This window comes from Thermococcus prieurii (assembly GCF_054657655.1).
Window position 1 is genome coordinate 1,393,828 of the sequence record NZ_BAAHYH010000002.1, and the last position, 23,735, is coordinate 1,417,562.

A 23,735-nucleotide genomic window follows, 5' to 3' on the forward strand; every position below is an offset into this window, starting at 1 on the left:
AAACTCAGAGAATCAGCGACACCAAGTCCCTTATCGCCTTCTCGGGGTCTTTGGCTTTAGTAACACCGCTCGCGAGGAGAACCCCAACGCTTCCAAGCTCCAGAGCCTTCTTCACGTCCTCGCCTGTGCTGATTCCTGCCCCGGTGAGGACCTTAACCTCGGGGTTGACCTTCTTGACCAGCTCAACGGTGTTGGTTATGACTTCCGGCTTGGCCTTGCTGACGGGGATTCCCGTTCCTATGAGCTCCGGTGGCTCGACGGCAACGTAGTCCGGGCCGAGGGCTGCGACCGCCGCGGAAACGGCCGGGTTGTTGGAGCAGACCATCGTCATGAGACCAACTTCTTCCGCCCTTCTAATGCTCGCCTCAAGGTCGGCCAGAATCATCCTGTTCTCGGAGTGGTTGAGGAGCGTTCCAACGGCTCCGGCTTCCTTTACCGCCTCGGGGAGGACGTGGCCGGTGTGACTTCCGGGCTTAATCGGGTCGATGTGCTGGGCAAAAACCGGAATTTCAACGTTCTCAGCTATCATCCTCAGGTCCGCGAGCTGGGGCGCGACAACTATAGTTATTCCGGTCTCCTTGTAGACCTTCTCAGCGGCCTTCGCTATCTCCAGCGCCCTCTTCCCGGTCGCCTCGATGTAGGTCTTGAAGTTAATCGCTATAATAGGCTCCTTCAGCTTCACCATGGGTATCACCGTTGGTGTTAAGTTCTTTCTCCTTAAACGTCTTTCGGGGAGTTTTGTTTCCACTGGAGCGGTCTCCCGAAGGGGTCTATCAAACCGGCCCTTATCAGAGAGGAGCTTATCTTCGGCCCGAGGGAGCTCCTTATTATCGGAATCACGACTATCTCGAGCGGTTTAAGCCCGCGCTCCTCCCTGGCTCTGTTCACTATCAGGGCGCCCTTGTAGGTCTCCTCGCTGACGACTATGGCTTCGAGGCTCTTCATCTCTCCCGCGAAGCCTATCGCGTTGTGGATTTTGATAACGCGGTAGTTCGTGTAGCCGTTGACGTCGAAGAACTTGAGCAAGTCTCTCAAGCGGAGTTCGTATGGGAGTATCTTCTCGGCGTAGGGTTTGTCCCTAATCATCTCGTCCGAAGTTAGGCCGACGTAAACTATTCTGCCGACCTCGAAGGCCTTCCTCAGCAGGGCCTTGTGACCGAGGTGGAGCCTGTCGAAGGTCCCGCCGACGACGACTTTTCTGAACTTTCTCATGATTTTCATTAGGTTTGAGAACCAATAAGCTTTTTTATCGGCCGGCCGAACACCGTCGGGGTGGAAACAATGATGGTGCGTAAGTTAGCAGTCGTTCTTTTGGCGTTTATCCTCCTCACGTCTTGGTTTCCCGGTGTTGGTGCGACCAAGGCGACCCAGAGTCCGTTCAGTACAATCATCTACATTCGGACAGGTCAAGCATCCGTCAATGGTACGTTTGAACTCTACGGCGTCGTAAACGTTTACCTGCAACTCTCGAACAAAACGTTGATTGAGCACTTCAACGAAATCGCCAAGGAGAACGAAACGCTCGCCCGCAAGGAGTTCCATGACTTCATCTACGACTCCGTCTATAAGCCTCTCCGTAGCACGTTTGAGGAGCGCCTGAAGGCCCACGGCATCTCACCAAAGTTTTATATGCCCCAGGGCGGCGACCCGGTTTACGTTGGTAAGAACTGGTCAGCGATAGTTTCCTTCCTCGTGACACCGTTTTTCTTCCCGAACGGCACTTACCTATCAACCCCCCTCGCGGGACCCCTGACGGTCAACGTCTCAGGCCACGTTTATCCCCTCCGCTGGGGCAAGCTAACGGTGTTCCTGCCCTCGGGGTACTACCTTCACTCGGCCTCTCCAAAGCCCGGGGAAACTAACCAGAACACCCTGACTTGGTTCAAGGGGGATTACATACCCTCCATGAGCGTTTACAGCATGACGTACCTCTTCGTTCACTTCGTTAACTCAACCAAGAAGAGCGTCGTTCTTACGTTTGACCCGACAACGCACTACGTTCAGTTCAACGCCACGTTCGTTGGACTTAAACCTCCCGCTCCGGTCGTTGAGATGCTCATCGATGACTTCAGGAAACACATGCACGTCGTTGGCATCTCCGCCAAATACATTACAAACGGCGTTCGTGTCGTTGGCGTCGTCTGGGGCCCAACTGCTTACACCGACAAGGGTAACAAGAGGATTTGGACCGTGACGCTGAAGTTTCCGGGCCCCTTTGACAACATTACAGTGGTTCACGGCAGCTACATCCTCGGCCCCAACGGGACGGTTATACTGACGTTCACGCAGGAGAGAACGGATTACAGGCTTTATGCACTCATCCTCGTGGGTATCGGTGTGGGGATTGCCGGCTTTTTCCTGTGGAGGCGTAAGAGGGGCGGCACGGCATCCGAAAGCGAATCGGAGCCTCAGGAATCCCAGTCCGACCGGGCTTCTGAGGAAGAGCCTGTATCCTCTGGAGAGTCCGCGGGGCTCGAGGAACCCTCTGAAAACGGGTCCGAGCTCAATTCCCGGTCGGACGGTGGGGTAGAGCCTTCTGGAGGTGAGGATGATGAGTCTTGACTTCTTTTTCTATCCCAGGAGCGTTGCGGTCTTCGGTTCCTTCAAGAAAGGCGCGATAGCCTACGAAATCCTCAGGAACATCGTCGAGGGTGGCTTTGAGGGAGAAATCATTCCTGTCAACCCGAAGGGCGGGGCCGTTGAAGTCGCCGGAAGGACCTTCCGAATCCGCGAGAGGCTTGAGGAGCCGGTTGATACCGCTATAATAGCGATTCCCGCCAGGTTCGTTCCTGCTCTAATCGATGAAATCGGCCCGCTGATCAGGGGTGCCGTCGTCATCTCGGCGGGCTTCTCGGAGGTCGGGAACGATGAACTCGAGCGCGAACTCGTTGAGAAAGCCAAGAAGCACGGCGTCCGCGTTATAGGTCCCAACTGCGCCGGAATCTTCGGCGTCCACGGGAAGTTCTTCGGCTCCTTTGAGGTTAGAGTTGAACCCGGCGGACTGGCCTTAATCAGCCAGAGCGGTGCCTTCGGCGGTGCGGCGTTGGCTATGGGCAACGACGAGGGGATTGGCTTTTCCGCCTTCGTTTCCTATGGAAACGCCTCCGACCTGAACGAGAGCGACTTCCTTGAGTACTTCGCGGACGATGAGAACACCAGGGCGATAGCTCTCTACATCGAGGGAGTTAAGGACGGCAGACGCTTCCTGAGGGCCCTCCGCTACGCGAGCGAGAGGAAGCCGGTTATAGTCCTCAAGGCCGGAAAGAGCGAGAGCGGGGCTAAAGCGGCGGTAAGCCATACTGGCTCCCTGGCTGGAAGTTACGAAATCTATCGGGCTGCATTTAAGCAGGCCGGGGCGATAGAGGTCGAAGAGATGGAAGAACTCTTTGATGCCGCGAAGGCATTTGAAATGTATCCCAGAGCTGGAAGGCGCGTTGCCGTAATCACAAACTCGGGAGGACCTGGCGTTCTGGCCACCGACAAACTGGAAAAGCTCGGCCTTGAAATAGCCAAGCTGAGTGATGAGACCCTCGAGAAGCTCCGCTCCTTCCTCCCGCCCCAGTGCTCCATCAGAAATCCGATTGACTTAATAGCGGACGCGGACTACGAGCGCTATAAGAGAACGATTGAGGTCGTTTGTAAGGACGAGAACGTTGATGCCTTCTTGGTAATCTGTGTCCCGCCGATTTTCATTCCAAGCGAGGAGATAGCGAAGGCGGTAATCAATGCCGACTGCGACAAGCCGGTTGTGGTTAACTTCATGGCCGGTGAGCTGGTCCGCGGCGGGGTAAAGCTCCTTGAGGAGAATGGAATCAAGAACTTCCCCACACCGGAGCGCGCCGCGAGAGCGTTGAGGTGGCTGGCGCTTCGTGGATGATTTTTCTACTTTTTGTTTTGAAATGTTCACCATCCGGTAGCCTTTTATACTCTCACCCTTCATTTTTCGACCGTCATGATAGCGCTCGGTATAGAGGGAACCGCACACACTCTCGGCATAGGCATCGTGACTGAGAAGGAAGTCCTTGCCAACGTATTCGACACTCTCACAACCGAAAAGGGCGGAATCCACCCGAAGGAAGCCGCCGAGCATCACGCGCGCCTTCTCAAGCCCCTTCTTAGAAAGGCCCTTCAGAGGGCTGGAATAACGATGGAGGACGTTGACGTTATAGCCTTCTCCCAGGGGCCCGGTCTCGGTCCGGCTCTGAGGGTTGTGGCGACGGCCGCTAGAGCTTTGGCGATAAAGTACGGCAAGCCAATCGTTGGGGTAAACCACTGCATAGCCCACGTCGAGATAACCAAGATGTTCGGGGTTAAAGACCCCGTCGGGCTCTACGTGAGCGGCGGAAACACTCAGGTTTTAGCTTTGGAAGGCGGTCGCTACCGCGTCTTCGGCGAGACCCTCGACATCGGAATAGGCAACGCGATAGACACCTTCGCGAGAGAACTTGGCATCGGCTTTCCCGGCGGTCCGAAGATTGAGAGGCTCGCGCTTAAAGGTGAGCGCTACATCGAGCTCCCCTACGCGGTCAAGGGAATGGATTTGAGCTTCTCCGGGGTTCTGACCGAGGCCGTCAGGAAGTACCGCACCGGCAAGTACCGCGTCGAGGATTTGGCCTACGCCTTCCAGGAGACGGCCTTTTCTGCCCTCGTTGAGGTCACTGAGAGAGCAATAGCCCACACCGGCAAAGATGAGGTCGTTCTCGTCGGTGGAGTTGCCGCCAACAACCGCCTCCGTGAGATGCTCAAAATCATGGCCGAGGACAGGGGCATTGAGTTCTTTGTCCCCCCCTACGACCTCTGCAGGGACAACGGGGCGATGATAGCCTACACCGGCCTGAGGATGTTCAAAGCCGGAATCAGGTTCTCGCTAGAGGAAACTGTCGTCAAGCAGAAGTTCAGAACGGACGAGGTCGAGGTGACATGGGGCTGATTGTTCCTTACTACGTTTTCATCATGGACATCGTCCTCGCCCTTGCGATAGGTTACGCCTTCCTGTTCATGTTGAGGCGAAGAAACAGGTACGACCCCGAGCTTAACACGATGGTGAAGTACTCCGTTATCTTCCTTGGACTTGCGGAGCTGGGAAGAATCGTTGATATAGTTGATGATTTCTGTTGTGCGCGGTCCGCGTGGTATTTTGAGATTGCCGTCTACCTGGTCTCAATTCTGGGCATAATTTACACCAACCTTTACTACATACGGCTCGTCGAGAGCCGCTACATCCCGTCCCCTCCGAAGGTTGGTCAGAAATCCGCCCTCGGCGCCCACGTTGTCTTCTCCAAAAACAGACTCTTGGACGTTATAGAGCTCCTTAAGAGCGCCAACTTTCCAGTTCTGGCTGTTACTCGGTCTCCCGGGATGTACGAGGGTTTCGATAACGTTTCCACCGTCTGGGTGACCCAAGTTTCTGAGGGCGTCAATCCGACCGCACTTCACGTCCTCCACGACGTCATTCTCCGCTTCGTTCGCGACAACCCCGGCTCGGCGGTTCTAATCGACTGTGTGGAGTACCTGCTCCTCTACAACGACTTCAGAACTGTCTTCAAGTTCCTAACGAACCTCAAGGACCACGTCGTTCTCCAGCACGGCTCTGGTCTCGTAATCTTCGTTGACGACTCCGTTCTGAGCGAGCAGGAGAAAGCGCTCCTCCTCAAGGAGTTCGAGCCCCTTTAAAACCTCTTCTTGAGCCTAAGGGTGTACTTCGGGTAGATTTCATCCGTGAAGCGCACGAACTTTGCCTTCCTCGGTGAGAGCCTTATCGTTATCTCAGTTTCGGGGGGCAGGTAGGTATAGAACTGGCCGTCTATGGCGAGCACTATCTCCCTCTTTAGGGCCATATTTTTTACGTCTATCCTGCTCTCCGCCGGCACTACCATCGGCCTCGAGCTCAGTGCTATTGGCGCGAGGGGAGCTATAACCATAACGCTGAGCCTCGGGTCAACAAAGGGCCCCCCAGCGCTCATCGCGTAGCCAGTGGAACCTGTGGGCGTCGATATTATGAGCCCGTCCGCGCGAATCTCGTCCGCCAAGCCCCCATCAATGTAGTAGCGGAGGTGGATTATCTTGCCTGGAATCCCCGTGAGTATTGCCACCTCGTTGAGGGCATCGGGGACGCTGGCTTCCCCATCGAGGTAAGTTCTCAGCTTTATGCGCTCGTCTATGTGATACTCCCCTTCAATCAGCTTGCTTATTGCGAAGAACGTCTCGTGGGGTTCGACCTCCGTGAGGAAGCCGAGGGTACCCATGTTGACACCGAGGATTGGTATGTCCCTCCTCGTTTTGTGCTCTACCCTCAGGATTGTCCCGTCCCCGCCTATGACGATTATGAAGTCCACGTCGAAGTCCTCGAGGGGGAGAACGTCCGACTCATCGAACTCCCTTAGATGCCTGTAGGTGTCCTCATCAACCACGACATCGTAACCGCTGACCTTGAGAAAATCGTAGACGCGGTAGGCCAGCTTTAGAGCCTCTGCCCTGTCCCTTCGGGCTACGACACCGAACCTCATGACAATCCCCCTTATTTACGGTCTCTCCCAATTAAACCTTTTCTCCTCAGCTTTGTCCCGAAGTGCGTCGTCACGAGGGCCCCGAGGGCCGTTGGAATCCAGTATGAAATTAACCTGTCGAGGAGCGTCGCGGTGACTGCTATCTCCTTGTTTATCCCCAGGAGGACGTAGATTCCCGAGTTCACGGTCTCGATTATGCCCGCCCCACCGGGGATGACGCTCAGCATTCCGACCACTATCCCGACCATCTGGACGACCATAACGTCCACGATGGAAACCGGGTAGTTAATGGCCCTGAAGGAGTAGTAGGTCCTCAGAACCGTGAAGAACCAGGATGCCGTTGAGTAAACCAGCGCGAGCAGGAACACGCCTTTGTGCCCCATCAAGAATCGGAAATCGCTCTGGAACCTCGGTACGTCAACTTCAACAGCTCTCTGGAATTTGTCGCGGTACTTCTCGGCTTTCCTCGGTGTGAGTCTTTCGAAAAGTCCGAAGAGCCAGTAGAGGGCCCCCTTTGTTTTCTTCTCGCTCAGCAGGATTCCGAGGGTGAACAGGATGATGCCTGCAAAGACGATGTCGAGGAGAACCAAAACTGCAGTCAGCGAAAGCGAGCCGAGCCTGTAGACGTAGGCCGTTGAGAAGGCCAGCATTGTAACGACCGGAATAAGGTCGAGGATTCTGTCCATCATAACCGTCGCGAACACCTGGCCGTAGGGCTTCTCCGTTTCCTTTGCCAGGAAGTACATCCTGACGGGCTCTCCACCGCCCCTCGCCCCCGGCGTGACGTTGTTGACGAATATCCCCGCGAGCAAAGCCAGGAGTATCTTCGTGAAGCTCGCCCGCACTCCAAGGGCGTTGAGGAGAACGCGCCAGCGCAGACCCCACGACAGGAGCCCGAGGACGTACATGAGAACCGCGAGCAGGAAGTAGTCGAGCCTTGCCCCCCTTAGAATCTCCACTACGTCCCTTATCCCGGCCCACCAGAGGAGGAGCGCAATTATTGCTATTCCCACGGCCAGGAGGGAGTACTTCTTCATGCTCACACCTTCCTGAGCCTTGCTATGAAGAAGCCTTGGGTTAGATGCCTGTTGGGATAGAAGCGCTGGACCTTCTCGAGTCCCAGCCCCTCTGAGCCTATGAAGATAGCCTGCTCCTCCAGCTTTAAGCCTTTCTCGAGCATGAACTTAACGTTTGCCTCGTTCTCCTCATAACTGAGTGTGCAGGTCGAGTAAACCAGAACCCCACCCGGGCGGAGGGACTTTATCGCGGCCCAGATGAAGGCCCTCTGGTATCGAGCCGTCGCGATTATGTCCCTCGGCGTCCTGCTCTCCCAGAGCTTCGGCCTTATTCCCAGGGCGGTGCACGGGGCGTCGAGGAGTATCTTATCGGCCTGAAGCCCGAGCTCCGGCAGTTTCCTCGCGTCCATCCTCACAAGCCTCACGTTCTTGACGCCGAGCCTTTGGAGTTCCTCCTCCATCTTCCTAAGCCTGTTTCTGGATTTGTCAATCGCGATGATTTCACCCCTGTTCTGGAGGAGTTGCGCTATGTGGCTCGTCTTTCCGCCGGGAGCGGCCGCCATGTCGATTATTAATTCTTCCTCGCTCGGCTCGAGGACGTGGGCGACCACCATGGACGGCAGGCTCTGGGCGTAGAAGAGGCCCTCCTTAAAGCTCTCCAGCTCGCTCAAACTGGGAAGTTTGAACTTTGGAGTCGTAACCTCAACGGCCAAACCCCTCGTCGAAACTATCATTTCCTTGGCGCTCATTTTGGCAATCCCAATCCCGACGAGAAGTCCCTTGGGGTCCCTAATCTCGACCTCGTCGCCGGGCTTTATGCTCTTGTCTGCCTGAAGGACGCCGGGAGCGTAGAGGTTCGCCCCCTGGTAGACGCTCTCGCTCGCGAACTTGTTGGCCCTGACGACCTTCAGCCCCGGCTCGTAGTCGTCTGGAAAGTTGGGGCCTTCCCTCTCGAAGTAGATGCCCTCCCTGAGGTAGGGGCTCCTCTTCGGCTTCAGCCCCTCCCGCCTGAGGATTCGCATCAGCTTGTCCCTGCTCGTCTTGAGGGTGTTTACGCGGATGTAGTACTTCTCGACCGGCGTTCTGAGCGATGCCATTATTTCCTCTGCCTCTTTCCCGAAGAGCTTACGGTAGTACTCTTGAAGCTCCGCCGGAAAGGCCTCAAAGGTCGAAGATTTCCCATTCCCTTCCAACGTCAATCAGCCTCTCAAGGCCTTTTTTGAGCGCCTCTAAACTTCCGAAGTTCGCCTCGAACTGGAAGACCTTCTCGTCGCTCCCTTCAATCCTCTCAAGAACTTCTCTCGGCGAGACCCTTCCGTCGCGCCTCCAGTTGTAGACGTCGCTCAGGAAGTTCTTGGCGCCGTAGATGAAGCTCCTCGGGAAGAGTTCAAGGAAGATGCCCAGGAACCCCTCGCTTATTCTCTCCTTCGGAATCGCGACGACGAAGTAGTAGCTCTCCGGGGTTGCCCCGACCTCAATCTGGGGCTTTATTTCGAAGGCCGGATGTGGGTACTTCATGAGCTCCCAGCGGCCGTCTATGAAGATGTAGGCCCCGAAGGCTTCCTCAACGTCCTCTACCTTGAAGCCCTTCCCCGGAAGCTCTCCCTTTAGCTCCTCGTTGAGCGTGAAGATGTCGTCCCACATCCTGTTCAGGAATTCGTGGATTTCCTTGATGTTCATATCCCTCACCGTAAAGGGGAAGGGAGGGCATGACCTTAAAAGCTCATCCCCTCGTTAGTTGGGATAAGGCTCTGTTTATCTCTCCGATTATGTCGGTCTTCACGACTTTCTCCTCAGTCTGGAGAGGTATTTGGATTGCTTTTCCAAGAACGTTTACTGAGAGGTTTAACTCCACACGCACGGTGCTTTCCTCGCCGTTCTTTACGTGGATGGCCCAGACCTCCGGCAGCACGGTCTTGTCGAGCTCTATCACCGCCCTGACGGTTGCGTATCCGTTGGCGGGAATCACCGTGGCCTTTGGGAGGTAGCCCCTTCCAACCTTGATTCCGTCAGCGTACAGGTCGAACGTGAGGTTCGCAACCGGAATCGGGAACGAGTTGGGGTTGTAGAAGTCCATGTCCACGATTAGTATGCCCTCGTTTCCTTTCTCTCCTCCCCAGCTGACTTTCGTTCCCAGCAACGCCGGCGTGTACACGAGACCGCCGAGGATTGGCCTGCTCTTTGAAGTAAAGTTAAGCTCCTTGAGTACGTTTAACGTTATCTTCCTCTTCACCGTGAACCTGAACGGGATGACCTTTAGAAACCTGCCGCTGAAGGAAATCAGCGCCGTTCCATTCTGCCCGCTGTCAAGGTACTTGAACAGAGCTCGCACCAGGTTCCTGTTGTCAAGACTCAGAACCACCGTGCTGTTCTTGGATGATATGAACACGTTTTTGGTTCCCCCGAGTTCAATGCCCATGAACTTCAGGGTTACGTTGTTCATCGAGACCGGAAGGATGACGGGTTTGCTCCACTCGCCCGTGATAATGAGCTCCGTCGTGGCCTCGGTCACGTTGCCCCAGTGGGCTTTGAACTTTGGAGGTGAGCTCAGGAATGCGTAGGTAACGTAAGCCCCCCAGAGGAGCAACGCCAAGAGCACTATTGCAACGAGCTTCCTTATCATGGCAACCACCTTTTCTAGCTCTACCCCCTCAACCCTTATAAAAGGTTCCCGGCTTATTTCCTTGGTGGTAGAATGGGGCTGGAGTCCATATTTTGGGCGTTCTGGTACATACTTCCGGCTTACTTTGCCAACGCCTCCCCGGTCCTCGTTGGAGGGGGAAGGCCGATAGACGGTGGGCGGAAGTGGAGGGATGGGAGAAGGCTTCTCGGCGACGGGAAGACCTGGCGAGGCTTCATAGGCGGTGTTGCGATTGGAACGCTCGTCGGGGTAATTCAGTACTTCATAACGCCTGACTTCTACGGTTCCCTCGGGACTGCGGTTAAGCTGGCCTTCCTGCTCTCCTTTGGTGCGCTCGTCGGTGACCTCGTGGGTAGCTTCTTCAAAAGGCGCGCGAACCTCCCGCGCGGTGCCCCGGCGATAGGCCTTGACCAGCTCGGCTTTCTCATAAGCGCCCTGGCCTTCGCCTACCCTGTCAAGACCCTCTCCAGCGGGCAGATTATATTCCTCCTCGTCGTCTCACCCTTCATCCACTGGGGGGCCAACTACTTCGCCTACAAGATGGGCTGGAAGAGCGTCCCCTGGTAGCTCCCCAACTCTCCGGTTTTTACATACTATTTCAAGTAGTTTGCAAAATCCGTATAAAAAAAGTTTTTAGTCTTTAATACTATATTCAATGTGGTGGTTCCACGTGCGTCGTGTTGTCGCAATACTGTTGGTAAGTTTGATGTTTGGGGTTGTTTTCAGTAGTGCAACCGTCGGGGGAACAGTCTTGGGGGCTCCAGTCTCGAAGAACGACGCTTACACCCAGTTCTGGAACGTTCTGTACCGTGAAGCGTACCTCGTTGGCGTTGTGAACGAGAGCGCAAATGCAGGGCACATCAACGCAACCGCCGCCAGGGAGCTCATCAACAACTCCCGGATTGGAGAGAAAAACGCCGCGAACGTCTCGGCGCAGGTATGTTGGCCCTTGGGGAGCTCAGGAAAGCTGGGGTAAAGCTCAAGTACTCCGCTGGGGAACTCAGGAAGATGGCTGAGGACATAAAGAAGAACGGCCTTCCTTCCCAAACCGTTAAGGAGCTTAAATCTCAGGGTTGGACCGATGAAGAGATTAAAGCCCTTCAGGAGTACATAGCTAAGAACGCAGACAACATAACTACTGGCTTTGACATGGGCTCATTCCTCACAAACTTCTCTAGGGCGTTCGTGATAGTCGGGTTTAAGTACGCCTCCTACGAGAGCTGGGCTCTCGAGAAATGGAAGTGGGCGCACCCAAAGGAGACGAAGGAGCAGGCTTTAAAGGCGTACGGTAGCTATCCCAAGAAAATCCTTCCCGGAATCTCCAGGGATTGGGTGTCATTCTACACCGCGTACCTCGAGGACAACGTCTCGGGGATGAACTCTAGCCTTAAGAATATCATCAGATACATACACAGTATATTGATGCCTCCACTATACTCTTCAGGAACTACCTTTGTCAGTAGTGGTGGCGTTGTAGTACAAAACGTTCACAGGGTTGGAAATTCTGTTTTTGGATACTCCTACTACTGGCCCTCTGCCCTGAAGGCCTACAACCTCACCCGTCAGGTTTACGTCATCGTCGAGGCTATGAGCATGGGGAACAGAAATCCGGAGCTCAAGGGGCTTTTGAACCAGAAGGTCGCGGAGCTCAAGGATGCACTGGTGGTGTATTACCATGATGAGACTAGTATTAACCCGAATCCAAGTCCCAACCCACCTAACCCCTGCATTGGGGGAAGGTGTCTGGTGGGTGACATTTCTTCCAAGCCGTCCGGTTCATCAAAGACGTCCTTCGGTAACCTCAACAACCGTAAGGACCTCCTGAAGAAGTTTGCCCTGGACGTGGACAGCAACTACGGGTACATAGTAATTGAGGGAGTGGACGTTATCCCCGTTGAGGCTACCGGAACCTACGCCACCTACCGCGTCGTTGTGCACTTCAGGGCGGTCAACAACGTGGTCAGCGACGTGAAGGTGATGTTCCACGGAAGCGGGCTTTCGTACCAGGTTGCGGTTGGCTACGTGCATCCGGATGATGAAGTTAAAACTGTGTCAAGCATTGTGAGCTCCAGAATCTATGGGAACGGCGCTTCAACCGTCTCCGTTGCCGGAACGGTCACCATAACCGGCAAGTCGGTGCCCACCCCGCGCCCGACGGAGGGTTTCAACACATCTGCCATAGGCGCGGGTATACGGAACGTTACCGTAACCGAGGACTACCACAAGGTCATCAACCTTAAGTCCACCATCGACCCCTCAAAGGTGACGTTTTCCGTTTTCACCGACCCGGCCTCGCCCGTACTCGTCGGCACCAACGTGAAGTTCAAGATTTACGTGTACAACGGGAACAACAAAGCGGTTTCCTTCAACTACCGCCTGTACGTTCAGTGCCCAACATCCCCGGGCAACAGCTTTACCAAGACCGTAACCGGTTCCCTCTCCCTCGGTCCCAACTCCGGAGAAACCATTACAGTGTTCTCCAACACGTTCAGCAGTACTGGAAGCTTCGGATACTCCGGAACCCTCTACTTCGGCCAGTACTCCAAGACCTCCCAGGGAACTCTCGATGTCAGGGCAACGCCCGTTTCGGGGGGCAGCGTTTAAATCCTTGGCGTGTCGGTCTCCCCAAGCCCTGCCAAGGTGGGAAAGCCCGTTAAGTTCACGGTCAAGCTCAAGAACAACTACAAGGAGAAAAAGAACGTGGACGTCTCAATCTCCGTCGGCAACTCCTGGAGGAAATACAAGACCGTCGGCGTCCCCTCCGGCGGAACCGCCACCGTGACGTTCACGTGGGTTCCGTCCAGTGACGGGGATTACGCTTGGAGCGTCCAGGCCCACACCTCCAACAACGGGAACAGCATCCTCGAGGACTCGCGGAGTGGGGAGGTGAATGTTCTGGGTCCCTCTCATGAGTTTGCGGTGAAGCTTGAGGCGTTTCCGGAGGAGCTCAAGGGTGGTGGGACGGTGTATTTCACAGTGAAGGCCTGGAACTTTGCGAGTGGTGGGTTGAACGTTCATTTCAAGGTAACCGACGATGGGGGAGCGGTGATTAAAGAGTTCAACAGGTTTGTTCCTAAGGGTGCGGGTAATTACTCGGTTGATGCCTTCAGTTTGAAGGTTTATGGGGTTGGGAAGCACACTTATACTTTGACTGCGAGCATCTCTGGGGAAGTCGAGAAGAGCACAGCGACGGTGGAGGTGGAGCCTCCAACGGTTCAGAAAGCGTCTATGGATTGTAGTAACATGGTATTATCTGCAAAGAAGGGAAATCTGGTGCTGGACATGACGTGCGATGTGTACTTCACGAACCCCACCGACGTTAGCTGGAAGGTTACCCGTATTGATGTTGAAGCCCACGTTCTTAGAACAAAATATACAAGAGATTTAACACCCTCTTATACGAAAGACATAATGATTCACACTGTTCCACCAGGGGGTACTGGAAAATTCAAACTAAATTTCCATGATACACTTCCTGAGAATGGAGTCCTGGGTATTGGAGTTGAACTAAAAGACTTGGCTGGAACAAGGGTCCCTGTACAGGTGAACTTTACGGTGTATGCCAATGGCAAACCCTACATAGTAGATTCCCAGGGCAACACGTGGCCATTGGCTTATAGTGCAACTCAGTATGTGAGAATATCGGTGGAATTAAACAGCATTGTCCAGCACATTGTTGCGGACACCGTGGCAGGGGTTGTGATAGGGGCTAGTGTTGGAGCAATCGTTGGTAGTATCCTGCCCGGCGCTGGAACTGGAGCAGGTGCCGCTGCAGGGGCAGCAATTGGGGGCACTTTAGGATTTCTATATGGTGTCATATGGCATGGCGTCTTGGGTAGGCCATAGGGGTGATAGAAAATGAAATGGACAGGCGTAATCATTTACCTTATTTCCCTTTTTCTTCTCTATGTTTCTACTGATATAAAAGTAGCGCTTACTCTCGCCAGCGTGAGCCTTTCAGTGCTTTACGTTTGGGTGGTCATGCTATGGATGGTAAGTCGCAAGAACGCTGGTGGCCTCTCCACTCCAGCTAAAATTCTTCTCTTGGTTAATCTGGCAGTAATACTTGTCAGTGTTTTCTTTATTGGAACCGTTGGGGCGGCCCTGCTGTTAGCGGTTCTCTTGGTTCTCCATGGCTTTGTGCTGTTAGTCCGTTACGGTCTAAGCAGGGGGCCAGTTGCTCAGAACGCAGATTCGAGGCTGAGATACTTTGGAGTCCTTCTTTTAGGATTCTTTTCCTTAAACCCATCCATAGAAGGTGTTTCCACTTCCAATTGGATTGAGGTGAGTGCCTCAGTACTACTGATATTCGGAGTGTATCTAATGTTTGAGGAGGTGAGGAATACCCTAAGAGGGAAATAAACTTACAGGCAACGCTTGGGATAACTACGACGGCAAGCCGAAGAATGTCGGAGAGGAGCACTGCAACGGTGGAGGTGGAGCCGACGGGCAGCGTGATTGCTAACATGACGTGCATGGATTCGGCCATTCCATACGATGGTTCGACGACTTGTGAAATTACCCAACTCGGTTCCAGCAACCCTTTTTAACTTCCCCTCCAACTTTCCCAGGTGGTCGAAATGAAGGTTACCGTTCGCTACTTCGCCCGCTACCGCTCCCTCGTCGGCAAGAGCGAGGAGGAACTCGAAGTCCCAGACGGGATAACGGTGCGGGAGCTGATAGAAATCCTCAAGGAGAGGCACCCGGTTCTCAAGAACGAGGTCTTCGCCGAGGACGACGACTTGGCCGACGTCAACGTCTCGCGGAACGGAAGGTACGTCCGCTTTGATGAAGTTCTTCGTGACGGCGACATCGTTGCGATATTCCCCCCGGTGAGCGGTGGTTGAGATGCTGAGCGAGAGGGAACTTGAGCGCTACGACAGGCAGATAATGATTTTTGGAACGGAGGGGCAGGAGAAGCTGAAGAAGGCCAAGGTGGCCGTCGTCGGCGTCGGCGGTCTCGGGAGTCCGGTTGCCTACTACCTGGCGGCAGCCGGAATCGGGACGCTCCTCCTCATAGACGACCAGAAGCCGGAGCTCAGCAACCTCAACAGGCAGATACTCCACTGGGAGGAGGACGTTGGAAGGAACCCAAAGCCCCTCTCAGCAAAGTGGAAGCTGGAACGCTTCAACTCCGACATAAGGATAGAGACTTTCGTCGGGAAGCTCACGGTGGAGAACGTTGAGGAGGTCCTTAAGGGCGTTGACGTCATCGTTGACTGCCTCGATAACTTCGAGACGCGCTTTCTCCTCGACGAGTACTCGCAGAAAAAGGGGGTTCCTCTCGTTCACGGTGCCGTCGAAGGAACGTTCGGCCAGGTAACGACGATAGTTCCCGGAAAGACGAAGAGCTTGCGCGAGATTTTTCCGAATGTCAGGGAAAAGAAGGGAAAGTTCCCCATAATCGGGGCAACGGCAGGCGTTATCGGCTCAATCCAGGCGATGGAGGTCATAAAGCTCCTCACGGGTCTCGGCGAGCCCCTGATGAACAAGCTCCTCCTCGTGGACCTGGCCTACAACACCTTTGATGTCGTCGAGCTCAGGTAGACGGGGCTTTCACTTCCTCCATTTTGTTGACCGAGGTTATTCTAACGGTTCCTCTCCACGAGCCGACTTCAATGACGGTCATTTTTCCGTTCATGCCTTCGACCGCGGCCGTCGCTCTAACGCTGAAGACGAGTTTCATTCCCTTGAAGGCGCCGTTTGAGAAGTACAGCTCTGCGGTCGCATCCGTCACCGTAGTGTTCATCCCGGGATTTGTGAAGTAGAGCCGGGCCATCGGTAGCAGTACGTCCCCAGGAACGGAGTAAACGAGGACACGAGTTCCGTTCTCGGTGTAGTTGCCTATCGGTGTGAGCTTCAGGAGTTCCTTAGCTAAGCTTACAGGGTTTATTCTCCAGAAGGACGTGTCGTTGCTGACTCCAGTTCGTCCAAGGGTTTCTGTGTAGACCGTGCCACCTATTATCACCCTGGTCATTTTCAGGGTAACGTTGTCCGGCTTGGTTACCGTTCGGGTGACGATTTTGGCCCTTTTTCCGAGGAGGTCTACGTAGCCCCTCTCCAGGATTCCCATGCTGGCGTTGGTCCTCTGGGTTGTGTTCCCTGTTTTAATCGTTATTCTGAGCTGCACACTCGCGTTCTCTTCGTAGGTGTACTGGTGTATCGACGTGAGGATAGCCATCGGTGTGATTTCCGCGTGTTTTTTCTCCCCCGCATGCCCGCTTGAAGTAGTAGCGACATTGGTTTGGCTTGGTGATTTTGTCTGGCTTCCTCCTTTTTCCCCTCCCTGGCTTCCTATACACCCAGCCGAGATAACTAGGAGGGCGATGAGGAGTATCGCAAGTTTTTTCATGCTCTCACCTCTCCCCGCTCAGAGATGAAAACTTTAAACTTTCCGGAGGTACTCCCTTAGGTGGTCGTCGTGAAGGTCAGACTGACAAAGGAACCTTTCAGCGTCGACGAGGCTGTAAAACTCCTCCGCGTCCCTGAGAGCGGGGCCTACGTTGTCTTCCTCGGCCAGGTCAGGAACGAGAGCCACGGTAAGAAAGTTGAAAGGCTCATCTACGAGGCCTACCCGGAGATGGCTGAGGCGGAGATGGCCAGAATAAGGGAGGAGGCGCTGTCGAGTTTTCCGATTCTCGACATGCTTATATGGCACCGCTACGGCGAGTTGCCCGTTGGAGAGGACACGATTCTGATAGTGGCCAGCGCAAAGCACAGAAAGGAGGCCTTTGAGGCCTGTTCGTGGGCGATAGACGAGGTTAAGAAACGGGTCCCCGTGTGGAAGAAGGAAGTCACTGAGGATGGGACCTTCTGGGTCGAGGGTGACAGGCAGGTTCCGGTCTGATTTCTCCACTTTTTGCATACTCTTGTTGATAGTTAGCAAAATTCGAATAGAAAAAGTATAAATATGGTGACTTCTACCATCCTACTGGTGTCAATCATGGAGAGGGTGGAGTATAAAGGTGTGTCCCAAGGGGTCCCGAGGCTGTCCGTAACATCCGTCGGGAAACCCCCGTGGAGTAACAGGCCCCACAACGGTAAAGTTGAGAGGCTTATCCTCCAGCTTGGCGCTGGTAGGGGAAAGTTTTCGGAAGTTGAGGGAATTCCCCGCTCCATCGGTTGCATCGGTAACAACAGGTTCATCCTCCGCAGGGAGCCGATGAGCCTTGAGAGGATGAAGGAGCTGCTCCTCGAGTTCAGGAAACTCGGCGGAAAGGAAGTCTGGCTGACCAACTACGACAGCTTAGATGTGCTCATGGCTCTCGTAGTGTTTGCGAGCGAGCTCGAGTTTCCAGAGGTCTACGCGGTGGTTCTTCTTGAGGACCTCGATGAGGTCACACCTGTTGAGGGTGTCAACTTCATAGCCGAGCTCAGTTACCCCGAGCACACCCTTGACGAGCTTTCACCGTACCCCTGGCTTTTCGGTGCCCTTGTCACGGTTCCTCCCGAGGAATTCCGCGCCGGCCCCTTCCTCGGCAACTTCAGCGGTGAGGTGTACCTGGACGTTCTGTTCCCAGGGTCGGCAAGGACGCTCACTTTCAACGTTATCGAGCTCCGCAGGATTCACAATCCGAGCACCGAGCGCTACCACGACTGCCTCGCCGGAACCGTTGCAGTTACCGCCGACGGCTACGTCCTTCCCTGCCCGCTCCTCAGGAACTACGTGGTTGGGGACGTTACCAGAATGACCCTCAAGGAGGCCGTCAGGAAGAAGCGCCTCCGCCAGTTCTGGAGGATGACGAAGGACAAGATAGAGGCGTGTTCCACGTGCCCGTTTAGGTACATCTGCCATGACTGCAGGTCGCTTGAGTACCGGGCGACCGGTGAAATAGACGGCATGGAGTACTGTCAGATGCTCCTCTAAAACTCAACGATTGAGCGGTATCCGCTCCCGTCCTCTTTTACCATCCTCTGAAACGCGGTCCTCTTGTTGTTGTCGTTGAGCTCCTTGAAAGTCGGCTCGAAGTACTCTATCAGGAGCTTTTCCACGTAGCCGCTGAACTCTAGTATCTTGCTTCCCATGTCCTCCTTCGATGAGAAGAGCCATTCAAGAAGGTATCCCTCCCCCGGCAGGTAGCCGACGGTAATCTCGTACTCCCTGAACTTCTCCAACACCTCTTCGTCCAGCTTCTTCGTTATCCCTATAACCCCCCTGTCGTGGATGTTCATATCAAGGAGTGGGTAAAACCCAATGAGGATGTTCTTCTCCCTCAGCCGCTCAATCATGTACCTTATCGTTGGTCTCGTCTTCCCGAGACGCTCGGCTATCCTCTTCATAGGCGTCCGCGCGTCCCACTTCAGGATGTCCATGAGGATTGCGTAGTCGTAGCTCAGCTCCCAGTCACCCCACTCCTTGGGCTCCTCCGGTGGTGGATAGGCCCAGACCTCGTAGTACTCGAAGTCATCGGAGTACTTTGAGAGCATCTCGTCTACATCCTTCACCTGGTCCTTTGGGACGTAGAATATCACGGACAGGCCGTTTTTAAAGCCGAAGGCCGGGTTGACGTAGCCGATGAAGGGGTTTTTGGTCATTCTAACGGCGACTTCAATGAGCCTGTCAGAAGGAACGCTCAGAAACCCAACGAAGCTTTTCAGACCGAGGAGCCTTATGTTGTACGTCGCGCTCACGACGAGGTATTTGCTATAATACTTATCGTAAATTCTTTTCAACCTGTAATAATCTAACCCCTCAGCCGACGCTATCCTTCGGAGGCTTTCAAGAGGGTACTTCTCAAGAAGCTCGACAAGGAATTCTATTTCATCTGTGTTTATACCTCCCATTACCGGCACCACCGGGGCGGAAAAAGTTATATCACTGGAGTATTAAATTCTTCCGGTGGTGCCCATGGTGAAGATAGAGGTTGTCGACATCGAAAAACCCGAGGGGGTCGAGGTCATAATCGGACAGGGCAACTTCTCGATATTCACCGTTGACGACCTCGCGAGGGCCCTTCTTACCGCCGTCCCGGGAATAAAGTTCGGCATAGCCATGAACGAGGCGAAACCACAGCTTACCAGATACACCGGAAACGACAAGGAGCTTGAAGAATTAGCGGCGAAGAACGCCGTGAAAATCGGCGCGGGTCATGTCTTCGTAATCCTTATGAGGAACGCCTTCCCGATAAACGTCCTCAACACCGTCAAGAACCACCCAGCGGTGGCTATGGTCTACGGGGCAAGCGAGAACCCCTTCCAGGTCATCGTTGCCGAGACCGACCTCGGGCGGAGCGTCCTTGGAGTGGTTGACGGCAAGGCAGCCAACAAAATAGAGACCGAGGAGCAGAAGAAGGAGCGCAGGGAGCTCGTTCAGAAAATTGGCTACACCCTTGACTAAACCTTTTAACCCCTCTTTTCCCCTCTTCTCCGGTGGTCTTATGAGGCTGGCGTTCATAACCTCCAACCCCGGCAAGGTTGAGGAAGTCCGGAAGTACTTCGAGCCCCTTGGAGTTGAGGTCTACCAGCTCCACTTTGAGTATCCTGAGATACAGGCGGACACCCTTGAGGAAGTCGCCGAATACGGTGCGAAATGGCTGGCGGAGAGAATAGAGGGCCCCTTCTTCCTCGACGACTCGGGCCTCTTCGTAGAGGCGCTCAAAGGCTTCCCTGGGGTCTACTCGGCCTACGTTTACAAGACCCTTGGCTACAACGGAATCCTCAAGCTCCTCAAGGGAGAAACCAACAGGAGAGCCTACTTCAAGAGCGTCATAGCCTACTGGGACGGCGAGCTTCACATCTTCACCGGGAGGGTCGACGGTGAAATAACGACCGAGCCGAGGGGCAGTGGCGGTTTCGGTTTCGACCCAATCTTCAAGCCCGATGGATTCGGTAAGACCTTTGCCGAAATGACAACCGAGGAGAAGAACGAAATCTCCCACAGGGGACGGGCGCTGAAGGCCTTTGCCCAATGGCTAAGGGAAAATCTTTAAATAAGCCTTCTCATCAATCCCATGCGATTGGAGTTGAATAGATGACGAAGGGGGTCGCGATGACGGGCAACCTTGATGCCATCGACCTTAGGCTTTTGAAGGAACTGCGCGAGAACGCGAGGGAGAACATAGCGAGCCTCAGCAAGAAGCTCGGAATCCCGAGGACGACGGTTCACTACCGGATTAGGCGGCTCCTCGACGAGGGGATAATAGAGAAGTTCACGGTCAAGCCCAACTACAAGAAGCTCAACCTCGGCACGACGGCCTTCATACTCGCCAGATACGACCCCGACTCTGGCTTGACCCAGAGGCAGGTCGCCGAGAGGATAGCTGCGCTCGAAGGGGTCTACGAGGTGCACATCATAGCCGGTGAGTGGGACCTCCTCATAAAGGTCCGCGCCCCCAGCTCGGAGGAAGTCGGTAAAATAGTCGTTGACAAGCTCAGAGAGATTAAGGGAATCGAGCAGACCGTTACGATGGTGTCATTCGTTACGGTTAAGGAGGAACCTTAGGGGCGATGATTGGCGTTCTCCTTTCTGATTTTGTGATGATGCGAGGTTTGATGAGCCCTGCATTTTCCTCTTGAGCTTAGTTGCTCCAGTTGTATGCGGTGATTTTCTTGGGATTTCTAGGGGTTTCTGGCTTCTGGAGGTTCTTTAATTTTCCTGTTTTGATGGTTGTAATCTGAACTTCATGTGAAGCAGTAATTTCTTTTTGATTGTCTCTATTATGTTAATATGTTTTGTAGAAAAACTTTTAAGTTTAGGATTTATTATCCATGTGAACAATACTTGAGGTGACTACATGGGTTGGAAGCGGTTTCTTGCTTTAGCTCTTGTGTTGCTATTCCTTGGAATGAGCGTCAGTGGGGCTAGTGCAACTGCAAACCTTGTGAACAATAGCACGGTAAACGACACAGTAAAGGTTCCGCAGAATTTCAGCGGGGAAGGAAAGAAGGGAAACGATATCAAACCGCAGTTTGCGTGGATTCCGATTGGTATTATAGTACTTGACCAGGCCGCACACTGGTTCCTTGAGCGTTATGTTTCTCCCAAAGTTGCCTCGGTCTATGATGCTGTCACGATGTTCATTGACCCGGAGAAGATTGCAGAAAAGCTTGGAATTAAGGGGGCAAAACTCGGAATTAAAGTCATCAGTCACAATAAAGTGCTAATCGGCCTGTTCAAGGACAACAAAGTCGTCAAGGAAATCACATACGCCTCCAAGGAGGCAGCTGAATGGGTGGCGAACAAGCTTGGGAACGAGTACATCTCAAAAATAGTTGAAAAATACGTGGTCAAGGACGGAGGATTGAAGAAAGGAGAAGACTTTGACAGCGTAGTAGGAGCGATGCAGAAACTCTACGACTTGGGGATAAAAAGCAAAGATGCCCGTAAGTATATCATTGACAGGGGCTGGAACGTCAAAAAGCTTGAGAGAATACTCGATGACGTGAGTAACATTGATAATGGAGGGAAAAAACTAATTAAGAGAATCAATGCGGACCTCAGAGATGAGAAAACTTTAGGCCCCCTCTACGAGGCAGAGGTCGTGAGCCACCTCAAGAAGAGCGGGTGGACAATAGATGAGGTTGAGAAGGACGTGGTAACATCAGCGGGAAAGACTGAAATTGACATAATCGTGGAGAAAGGGTCGGAGACCGTGCTGATAGAGTGCAAGAGAAACGCACATAAAATAAGCGAGGAACAGCTTGCAAAGTACGCTGAGTACGCCATCAGTAAGGGAATCAGAAAGATTGAAGTGTACTATGCAGGGGGCATTGAGAACATAAGGGACTACTATTACTACACCCAGTACCTGCCAAAGGAGATAAAGTCCCGGTTTGGTGTGGACGTTGAAGTGCGTTACCTTGCTTCAGAATTCGACTGAACCTTTTTACCTTCTTTCCGTTTATGAATCGGGGGGGAGTGACATGGGGACCACGTATTATACCCTCGCCGTGTTTGATGAGCCTTGGGAGGAAGTGCTTGAGAACCTCCCCCGCGAGTTCAGGTACACCCGCGAACTCGCGTACCAGCGGGAGGAAAGGGAGGAGCACCTGAAGTTCATCTTTGACATGAGGGGCTTTAGACTTGTTGCAGTGGGGGAACTGCACTACGAGCTGAAAACCACCGAGGGAGACTCCCTTGACTGGCTTGAGGTTGAAACGTACTCGAAGGATGACATAACACTCCTCCAGATTGGAGTCTCCACCGGCAGGTGGATGTTCGTCCTGAGTTCTGAACTTATGAAGTTCCTCGGAAAGCTGATGCGGGCTGGGGCGGTCCTCATCTGCGGTTACACGGACGACCACGACCTCAGAGATGCAGGCTTTGAAGAAGACAACCAGTTCCTCCTGTACGAATGGTTAGTCAAAACCGTTAAGCTCGGAAAGCTTGAGGTTCTTCCATCTGGCCTTACTGTAGTGAAGAAAGAACTCCTCGACCTTGAGGACGGGCTCTATGAGTTACTTGAAAGGCCCGGGAGGGAAGAGGGGGAGTACGTGCTCATTAAAAGTCTGGACAGCTATAAACTGCTCGTTTCAATTAGGGAGAGTGATTTAACCGACGAGGAGTGCTATCGCGACCTCTTAGAGGACAAAGCATGGTTCAGTTTGAAACTTGTTGGACTTCCCTTTAAACGTATCGGCCGGAGGATTGAGGACAAGTTCCTCCTCAAACGGGCCGAGGGTATCTTTAAGGCACAAACCGGAGCGTCGAGTGATTGCTATGGGAGATTGTAAGAGCATCGTTGCGGTGTTCGATAAACCGTGGGAGGAAGTGCTTGAGAACATCTCGCGCGAGTTCAAGTACGTTGGGAAAAAGCGGTACGGGGGTGATGAGGGGAATAAGGAGTGGTTCAAGTTTTATGATACGAGGGGATTCCGACTGGTGGAAGTTGGGGACATTGATTATGGAATGAAGACCACGCGGGAGTGGGGAGGAAGGGTGATAGCCCTGGCCAGCGTTGAAACGTACTCGAGGGGAAGCATAACACTCGTCCAGATTGAGGCGTGGACGAGCGGGTTTGATTTTGTCCTGAGTTCCGAACTTATGAAGTTCCTCAAGAAACTGGCGAGGACAGGGGCAGTTCTCATCTGCGGTTACCTCTACGGGCATGAAAAGCTTAGGGACGTGTTCGGTGACTACAACCAGTTCCTCCTGTACGAGCGGTTGGCTGAGATAGTGAGGAGGAAAAAGCTCGAAGTCCTTCCCTCGGACTTAACCGTCATCAGGGAAGACATTCTTGGGCTGGAGGATGGTCTCTACGAGCTGGTTGGCGAGTCTGGCTTATATGTTTTTGTCAGGGGTTTGGGTGTAGAGGGGTATAAAGTGCTCCTCACGGTTGGAGAGGGGTTATTGGACGATGACCTTTACGGGGAAGTGCTCGAGTATGAGGACTGGTTCAGTTCGGACATCACCAGTCTCGTCTTCAAACCCCTCGGCCGGAAGGTCGAGAACGAAGAACTGCTTAAGAGGGCTGAGGAATACTTCAAAGCACAGGCGGGAGAAGATGGGCGTTGATACCTACATCTGCTTCATGTTTGATAGAAAGCCAGTGGAGGGCTTTGGAGACTTCCTTAGATGCTGAGGTTGTGATTAGCATACTTAAGGCTTGAGTACAACAACCGTTATCCATATTG

At 53.6% G+C, this 23,735-nt stretch carries 28 protein-coding genes; 19 read left to right on the plus strand and 9 right to left on the minus strand.

The features are described from left to right. Nucleotides 1–4 precede the first annotated feature (4 nt). The gene (gene tpiA / locus ACYQ04_RS10870) at nt 5–685 is read right to left on the minus strand and encodes a triose-phosphate isomerase (protein WP_460130190.1); all 681 of its coding nucleotides are present in this window, start codon (nt 683–685) and stop codon (nt 5–7) included. A gap of 32 nt (nt 686–717) precedes the next feature. Next, nucleotides 718–1,212, minus strand: a complete 495-nt coding sequence (gene coaD / locus ACYQ04_RS10875; RefSeq protein ID WP_460129491.1) for a phosphopantetheine adenylyltransferase — start codon at nt 1,210–1,212, stop codon at nt 718–720. A 60-nt stretch (nt 1,213–1,272) separates the two neighbouring features. Here coaD and ACYQ04_RS10880 point away from each other — a divergent pair, with 60 nt between their 5' ends. From ACYQ04_RS10880 to ACYQ04_RS10895, 4 genes are all read left to right on the plus strand, one after another. Next, complete coding sequence (locus ACYQ04_RS10880) at nt 1,273–2,562, plus strand: hypothetical protein (RefSeq protein ID WP_460129493.1); 1,290 nt, start codon at nt 1,273–1,275, stop codon at nt 2,560–2,562. Further along, nucleotides 2,552–3,877, plus strand: a complete 1,326-nt coding sequence (locus ACYQ04_RS10885) for an acetate--CoA ligase family protein (RefSeq protein ID WP_460129495.1) — start codon at nt 2,552–2,554, stop codon at nt 3,875–3,877. Before ACYQ04_RS10880 ends, ACYQ04_RS10885 begins: the two co-directional genes overlap by 11 nt. Nucleotides 3,878–3,952: 75 nt before the next feature. Next, entirely contained in the window at nt 3,953–4,930 is a 978-nt protein-coding gene (locus tag ACYQ04_RS10890) for a bifunctional N(6)-L-threonylcarbamoyladenine synthase/serine/threonine protein kinase (protein ID WP_460129497.1), read from the plus strand. After that, complete coding sequence (locus tag ACYQ04_RS10895) at nt 4,921–5,673, plus strand: DUF835 domain-containing protein (protein WP_460129499.1); 753 nt, start codon at nt 4,921–4,923, stop codon at nt 5,671–5,673. The genes ACYQ04_RS10890 and ACYQ04_RS10895 overlap by 10 nt, the downstream gene beginning before the upstream one ends. Here ACYQ04_RS10895 and ACYQ04_RS10900 read toward each other — a convergent pair. From ACYQ04_RS10900 to ACYQ04_RS10920, 5 genes are read right to left on the minus strand one after another with little or no spacing between them, the layout of a single operon-like run. Then, entirely contained in the window at nt 5,670–6,506 is an 837-nt protein-coding gene (locus tag ACYQ04_RS10900; RefSeq protein ID WP_460129501.1) for an NAD(+) kinase, read from the minus strand. The genes ACYQ04_RS10895 and ACYQ04_RS10900 overlap by 4 nt on opposite strands. A gap of 11 nt (nt 6,507–6,517) precedes the next feature. Then, nucleotides 6,518–7,543, minus strand: coding sequence for a flippase-like domain-containing protein (locus ACYQ04_RS10905; protein WP_460129503.1), 1,026 nt, complete (start codon nt 7,541–7,543; stop codon nt 6,518–6,520). A 2-nt stretch (nt 7,544–7,545) separates the two neighbouring features. Further along, nucleotides 7,546–8,715 (minus strand): NOL1/NOP2/sun family putative RNA methylase, encoded by a 1,170-nt coding sequence (locus tag ACYQ04_RS10910; protein WP_460129505.1) that lies wholly within the window; start codon nt 8,713–8,715, stop codon nt 7,546–7,548. After that, nucleotides 8,684–9,202 carry a DUF3201 domain-containing protein gene (locus tag ACYQ04_RS10915; protein WP_460130191.1) on the minus strand — a complete coding sequence of 173 codons (519 nt, stop codon included), beginning with the start codon at nt 9,200–9,202 and terminating at the stop codon, nt 8,684–8,686. Before ACYQ04_RS10915 ends, ACYQ04_RS10910 begins: the two co-directional genes overlap by 32 nt. Nucleotides 9,203–9,245: 43 nt before the next feature. Further along, the gene (locus ACYQ04_RS10920; protein WP_460130192.1) at nt 9,246–10,145 is read right to left on the minus strand and encodes an LEA/WHy family protein; all 900 of its coding nucleotides are present in this window, start codon (nt 10,143–10,145) and stop codon (nt 9,246–9,248) included. A 72-nt stretch (nt 10,146–10,217) separates the two neighbouring features. On the opposite strand from ACYQ04_RS10920, the gene ACYQ04_RS10925 reads away from it, so the two are divergent. The 7 genes from ACYQ04_RS10925 to ACYQ04_RS10955 all read left to right on the plus strand — a co-directional run bounded on the left by ACYQ04_RS10925 (nt 10,218) and on the right by ACYQ04_RS10955 (nt 15,710). Further along, nucleotides 10,218–10,730, plus strand: a complete 513-nt coding sequence (locus tag ACYQ04_RS10925; RefSeq protein WP_460129507.1) for a CDP-2,3-bis-(O-geranylgeranyl)-sn-glycerol synthase — start codon at nt 10,218–10,220, stop codon at nt 10,728–10,730. 88 nt (nt 10,731–10,818) lie between these two features. Further along, a complete protein-coding gene (locus ACYQ04_RS10930; protein WP_460129509.1) occupies nt 10,819–11,139 on the plus strand; it encodes a hypothetical protein in 321 nt (106 codons plus the stop codon). Next, entirely contained in the window at nt 11,103–12,767 is a 1,665-nt protein-coding gene (locus ACYQ04_RS10935; RefSeq protein ID WP_460129511.1) for a hypothetical protein, read from the plus strand. Before ACYQ04_RS10930 ends, ACYQ04_RS10935 begins: the two co-directional genes overlap by 37 nt. Nucleotides 12,768–12,776: 9 nt before the next feature. Further along, entirely contained in the window at nt 12,777–14,009 is a 1,233-nt protein-coding gene (locus ACYQ04_RS10940; RefSeq protein WP_460129514.1) for a YMGG-like glycine zipper-containing protein, read from the plus strand. Nucleotides 14,010–14,021: 12 nt separating this feature from the next. Continuing rightward, a complete protein-coding gene (locus tag ACYQ04_RS10945; RefSeq protein ID WP_460129516.1) occupies nt 14,022–14,525 on the plus strand; it encodes a hypothetical protein in 504 nt (167 codons plus the stop codon). 218 nt (nt 14,526–14,743) lie between these two features. Beyond that, nucleotides 14,744–15,010: a ubiquitin-like small modifier protein 1 gene (locus tag ACYQ04_RS10950; RefSeq protein ID WP_460130194.1), complete on the plus strand. Its 267-nt coding sequence runs from the start codon at nt 14,744–14,746 to the stop codon at nt 15,008–15,010. A gap of 1 nt (nt 15,011) precedes the next feature. Continuing rightward, nucleotides 15,012–15,710 carry a ThiF family adenylyltransferase gene (locus tag ACYQ04_RS10955; RefSeq protein WP_460129518.1) on the plus strand — a complete coding sequence of 233 codons (699 nt, stop codon included), beginning with the start codon at nt 15,012–15,014 and terminating at the stop codon, nt 15,708–15,710. Here ACYQ04_RS10955 and ACYQ04_RS10960 read toward each other — a convergent pair. Next, nucleotides 15,703–16,515, minus strand: a complete 813-nt coding sequence (locus ACYQ04_RS10960; protein ID WP_460129519.1) for a hypothetical protein — start codon at nt 16,513–16,515, stop codon at nt 15,703–15,705. The genes ACYQ04_RS10955 and ACYQ04_RS10960 overlap by 8 nt on opposite strands. A gap of 69 nt (nt 16,516–16,584) precedes the next feature. On the opposite strand from ACYQ04_RS10960, the gene ACYQ04_RS10965 reads away from it, so the two are divergent. Together ACYQ04_RS10965 and ACYQ04_RS10970 are read left to right on the plus strand one after the other, a co-directional pair. Beyond that, on the plus strand, nt 16,585–17,010 hold the full coding sequence (locus ACYQ04_RS10965) for a molybdenum cofactor biosynthesis protein MoaE (RefSeq protein ID WP_460130196.1): 426 nt from the start codon (nt 16,585–16,587) through the stop codon (nt 17,008–17,010). A gap of 96 nt (nt 17,011–17,106) precedes the next feature. Then, nucleotides 17,107–18,030 (plus strand): SPASM domain-containing protein, encoded by a 924-nt coding sequence (locus ACYQ04_RS10970; protein WP_460130197.1) that lies wholly within the window; start codon nt 17,107–17,109, stop codon nt 18,028–18,030. Here ACYQ04_RS10970 and ACYQ04_RS10975 read toward each other — a convergent pair. Next, a complete protein-coding gene (locus tag ACYQ04_RS10975) occupies nt 18,027–18,947 on the minus strand; it encodes an Lrp/AsnC family transcriptional regulator (protein WP_460130199.1) in 921 nt (306 codons plus the stop codon). The genes ACYQ04_RS10970 and ACYQ04_RS10975 overlap by 4 nt on opposite strands. Before the next feature lie 64 nt (nt 18,948–19,011). Here ACYQ04_RS10975 and ACYQ04_RS10980 point away from each other — a divergent pair, with 64 nt between their 5' ends. The 6 genes from ACYQ04_RS10980 (at nt 19,012) to ACYQ04_RS11005 (ending at nt 23,616) form a co-directional block, all read left to right on the plus strand. Beyond that, entirely contained in the window at nt 19,012–19,500 is a 489-nt protein-coding gene (locus tag ACYQ04_RS10980) for an adenosine-specific kinase (protein WP_460130200.1), read from the plus strand. A 40-nt stretch (nt 19,501–19,540) separates the two neighbouring features. Next, nucleotides 19,541–20,092: an XTP/dITP diphosphatase gene (locus ACYQ04_RS10985; RefSeq protein WP_460129521.1), complete on the plus strand. Its 552-nt coding sequence runs from the start codon at nt 19,541–19,543 to the stop codon at nt 20,090–20,092. A 59-nt stretch (nt 20,093–20,151) separates the two neighbouring features. Beyond that, nucleotides 20,152–20,604: an Lrp/AsnC family transcriptional regulator gene (locus tag ACYQ04_RS10990; protein ID WP_460130201.1), complete on the plus strand. Its 453-nt coding sequence runs from the start codon at nt 20,152–20,154 to the stop codon at nt 20,602–20,604. Nucleotides 20,605–20,896: 292 nt separating this feature from the next. Continuing rightward, nucleotides 20,897–21,982: an ATP-binding protein gene (locus tag ACYQ04_RS10995; RefSeq protein ID WP_460129523.1), complete on the plus strand. Its 1,086-nt coding sequence runs from the start codon at nt 20,897–20,899 to the stop codon at nt 21,980–21,982. 43 nt (nt 21,983–22,025) lie between these two features. After that, nucleotides 22,026–22,835, plus strand: a complete 810-nt coding sequence (locus tag ACYQ04_RS11000) for a hypothetical protein (protein ID WP_460129525.1) — start codon at nt 22,026–22,028, stop codon at nt 22,833–22,835. Beyond that, nucleotides 22,822–23,616, plus strand: a complete 795-nt coding sequence (locus ACYQ04_RS11005; RefSeq protein WP_460130204.1) for a hypothetical protein — start codon at nt 22,822–22,824, stop codon at nt 23,614–23,616. Before ACYQ04_RS11000 ends, ACYQ04_RS11005 begins: the two co-directional genes overlap by 14 nt. Nucleotides 23,617–23,735 lie beyond the last annotated feature (119 nt).

What these genes read in the sequence shown, in the direction of transcription:
- ACYQ04_RS11005 (WP_460130204.1), top strand. Translation starts at nt 22,822, where the DNA reads ATGGGAGATTGTAAGAGCATCGTTGCGGTGTTCGATAAACCGTGGGAG.
- ACYQ04_RS10900 (WP_460129501.1), bottom strand. Translation starts at nt 6,506, where the DNA reads ATGAGGTTCGGTGTCGTAGCCCGAAGGGACAGGGCAGAGGCTCTAAAG.
- ACYQ04_RS10995 (WP_460129523.1), top strand. Translation starts at nt 20,897, where the DNA reads ATGGGTTGGAAGCGGTTTCTTGCTTTAGCTCTTGTGTTGCTATTCCTT.
- ACYQ04_RS10985 (WP_460129521.1), top strand. Translation starts at nt 19,541, where the DNA reads ATGAGGCTGGCGTTCATAACCTCCAACCCCGGCAAGGTTGAGGAAGTC.
- ACYQ04_RS10905 (WP_460129503.1), bottom strand. Translation starts at nt 7,543, where the DNA reads ATGAAGAAGTACTCCCTCCTGGCCGTGGGAATAGCAATAATTGCGCTC.
- tpiA (WP_460130190.1), bottom strand. Translation starts at nt 685, where the DNA reads ATGGTGAAGCTGAAGGAGCCTATTATAGCGATTAACTTCAAGACCTAC.
- ACYQ04_RS10920 (WP_460130192.1), bottom strand. Translation starts at nt 10,145, where the DNA reads ATGATAAGGAAGCTCGTTGCAATAGTGCTCTTGGCGTTGCTCCTCTGG.
- ACYQ04_RS10980 (WP_460130200.1), top strand. Translation starts at nt 19,012, where the DNA reads ATGGTGAAGATAGAGGTTGTCGACATCGAAAAACCCGAGGGGGTCGAG.
- ACYQ04_RS10885 (WP_460129495.1), top strand. Translation starts at nt 2,552, where the DNA reads ATGAGTCTTGACTTCTTTTTCTATCCCAGGAGCGTTGCGGTCTTCGGT.
- ACYQ04_RS10895 (WP_460129499.1), top strand. Translation starts at nt 4,921, where the DNA reads ATGGGGCTGATTGTTCCTTACTACGTTTTCATCATGGACATCGTCCTC.
- ACYQ04_RS10925 (WP_460129507.1), top strand. Translation starts at nt 10,218, where the DNA reads ATGGGGCTGGAGTCCATATTTTGGGCGTTCTGGTACATACTTCCGGCT.
- ACYQ04_RS10945 (WP_460129516.1), top strand. Translation starts at nt 14,022, where the DNA reads ATGAAATGGACAGGCGTAATCATTTACCTTATTTCCCTTTTTCTTCTC.
- ACYQ04_RS10935 (WP_460129511.1), top strand. Translation starts at nt 11,103, where the DNA reads ATGTTGGCCCTTGGGGAGCTCAGGAAAGCTGGGGTAAAGCTCAAGTAC.
- ACYQ04_RS10970 (WP_460130197.1), top strand. Translation starts at nt 17,107, where the DNA reads ATGGAGAGGGTGGAGTATAAAGGTGTGTCCCAAGGGGTCCCGAGGCTG.
- ACYQ04_RS10990 (WP_460130201.1), top strand. Translation starts at nt 20,152, where the DNA reads ATGACGGGCAACCTTGATGCCATCGACCTTAGGCTTTTGAAGGAACTG.
- ACYQ04_RS10960 (WP_460129519.1), bottom strand. Translation starts at nt 16,515, where the DNA reads ATGAAAAAACTTGCGATACTCCTCATCGCCCTCCTAGTTATCTCGGCT.
- ACYQ04_RS10950 (WP_460130194.1), top strand. Translation starts at nt 14,744, where the DNA reads ATGAAGGTTACCGTTCGCTACTTCGCCCGCTACCGCTCCCTCGTCGGC.
- ACYQ04_RS10975 (WP_460130199.1), bottom strand. Translation starts at nt 18,947, where the DNA reads ATGGGAGGTATAAACACAGATGAAATAGAATTCCTTGTCGAGCTTCTT.
- ACYQ04_RS10915 (WP_460130191.1), bottom strand. Translation starts at nt 9,202, where the DNA reads ATGAACATCAAGGAAATCCACGAATTCCTGAACAGGATGTGGGACGAC.
- ACYQ04_RS10930 (WP_460129509.1), top strand. Translation starts at nt 10,819, where the DNA reads ATGTGGTGGTTCCACGTGCGTCGTGTTGTCGCAATACTGTTGGTAAGT.
- coaD (WP_460129491.1), bottom strand. Translation starts at nt 1,212, where the DNA reads ATGAGAAAGTTCAGAAAAGTCGTCGTCGGCGGGACCTTCGACAGGCTC.
- ACYQ04_RS10955 (WP_460129518.1), top strand. Translation starts at nt 15,012, where the DNA reads ATGCTGAGCGAGAGGGAACTTGAGCGCTACGACAGGCAGATAATGATT.
- ACYQ04_RS11000 (WP_460129525.1), top strand. Translation starts at nt 22,026, where the DNA reads ATGGGGACCACGTATTATACCCTCGCCGTGTTTGATGAGCCTTGGGAG.
- ACYQ04_RS10890 (WP_460129497.1), top strand. Translation starts at nt 3,953, where the DNA reads ATGATAGCGCTCGGTATAGAGGGAACCGCACACACTCTCGGCATAGGC.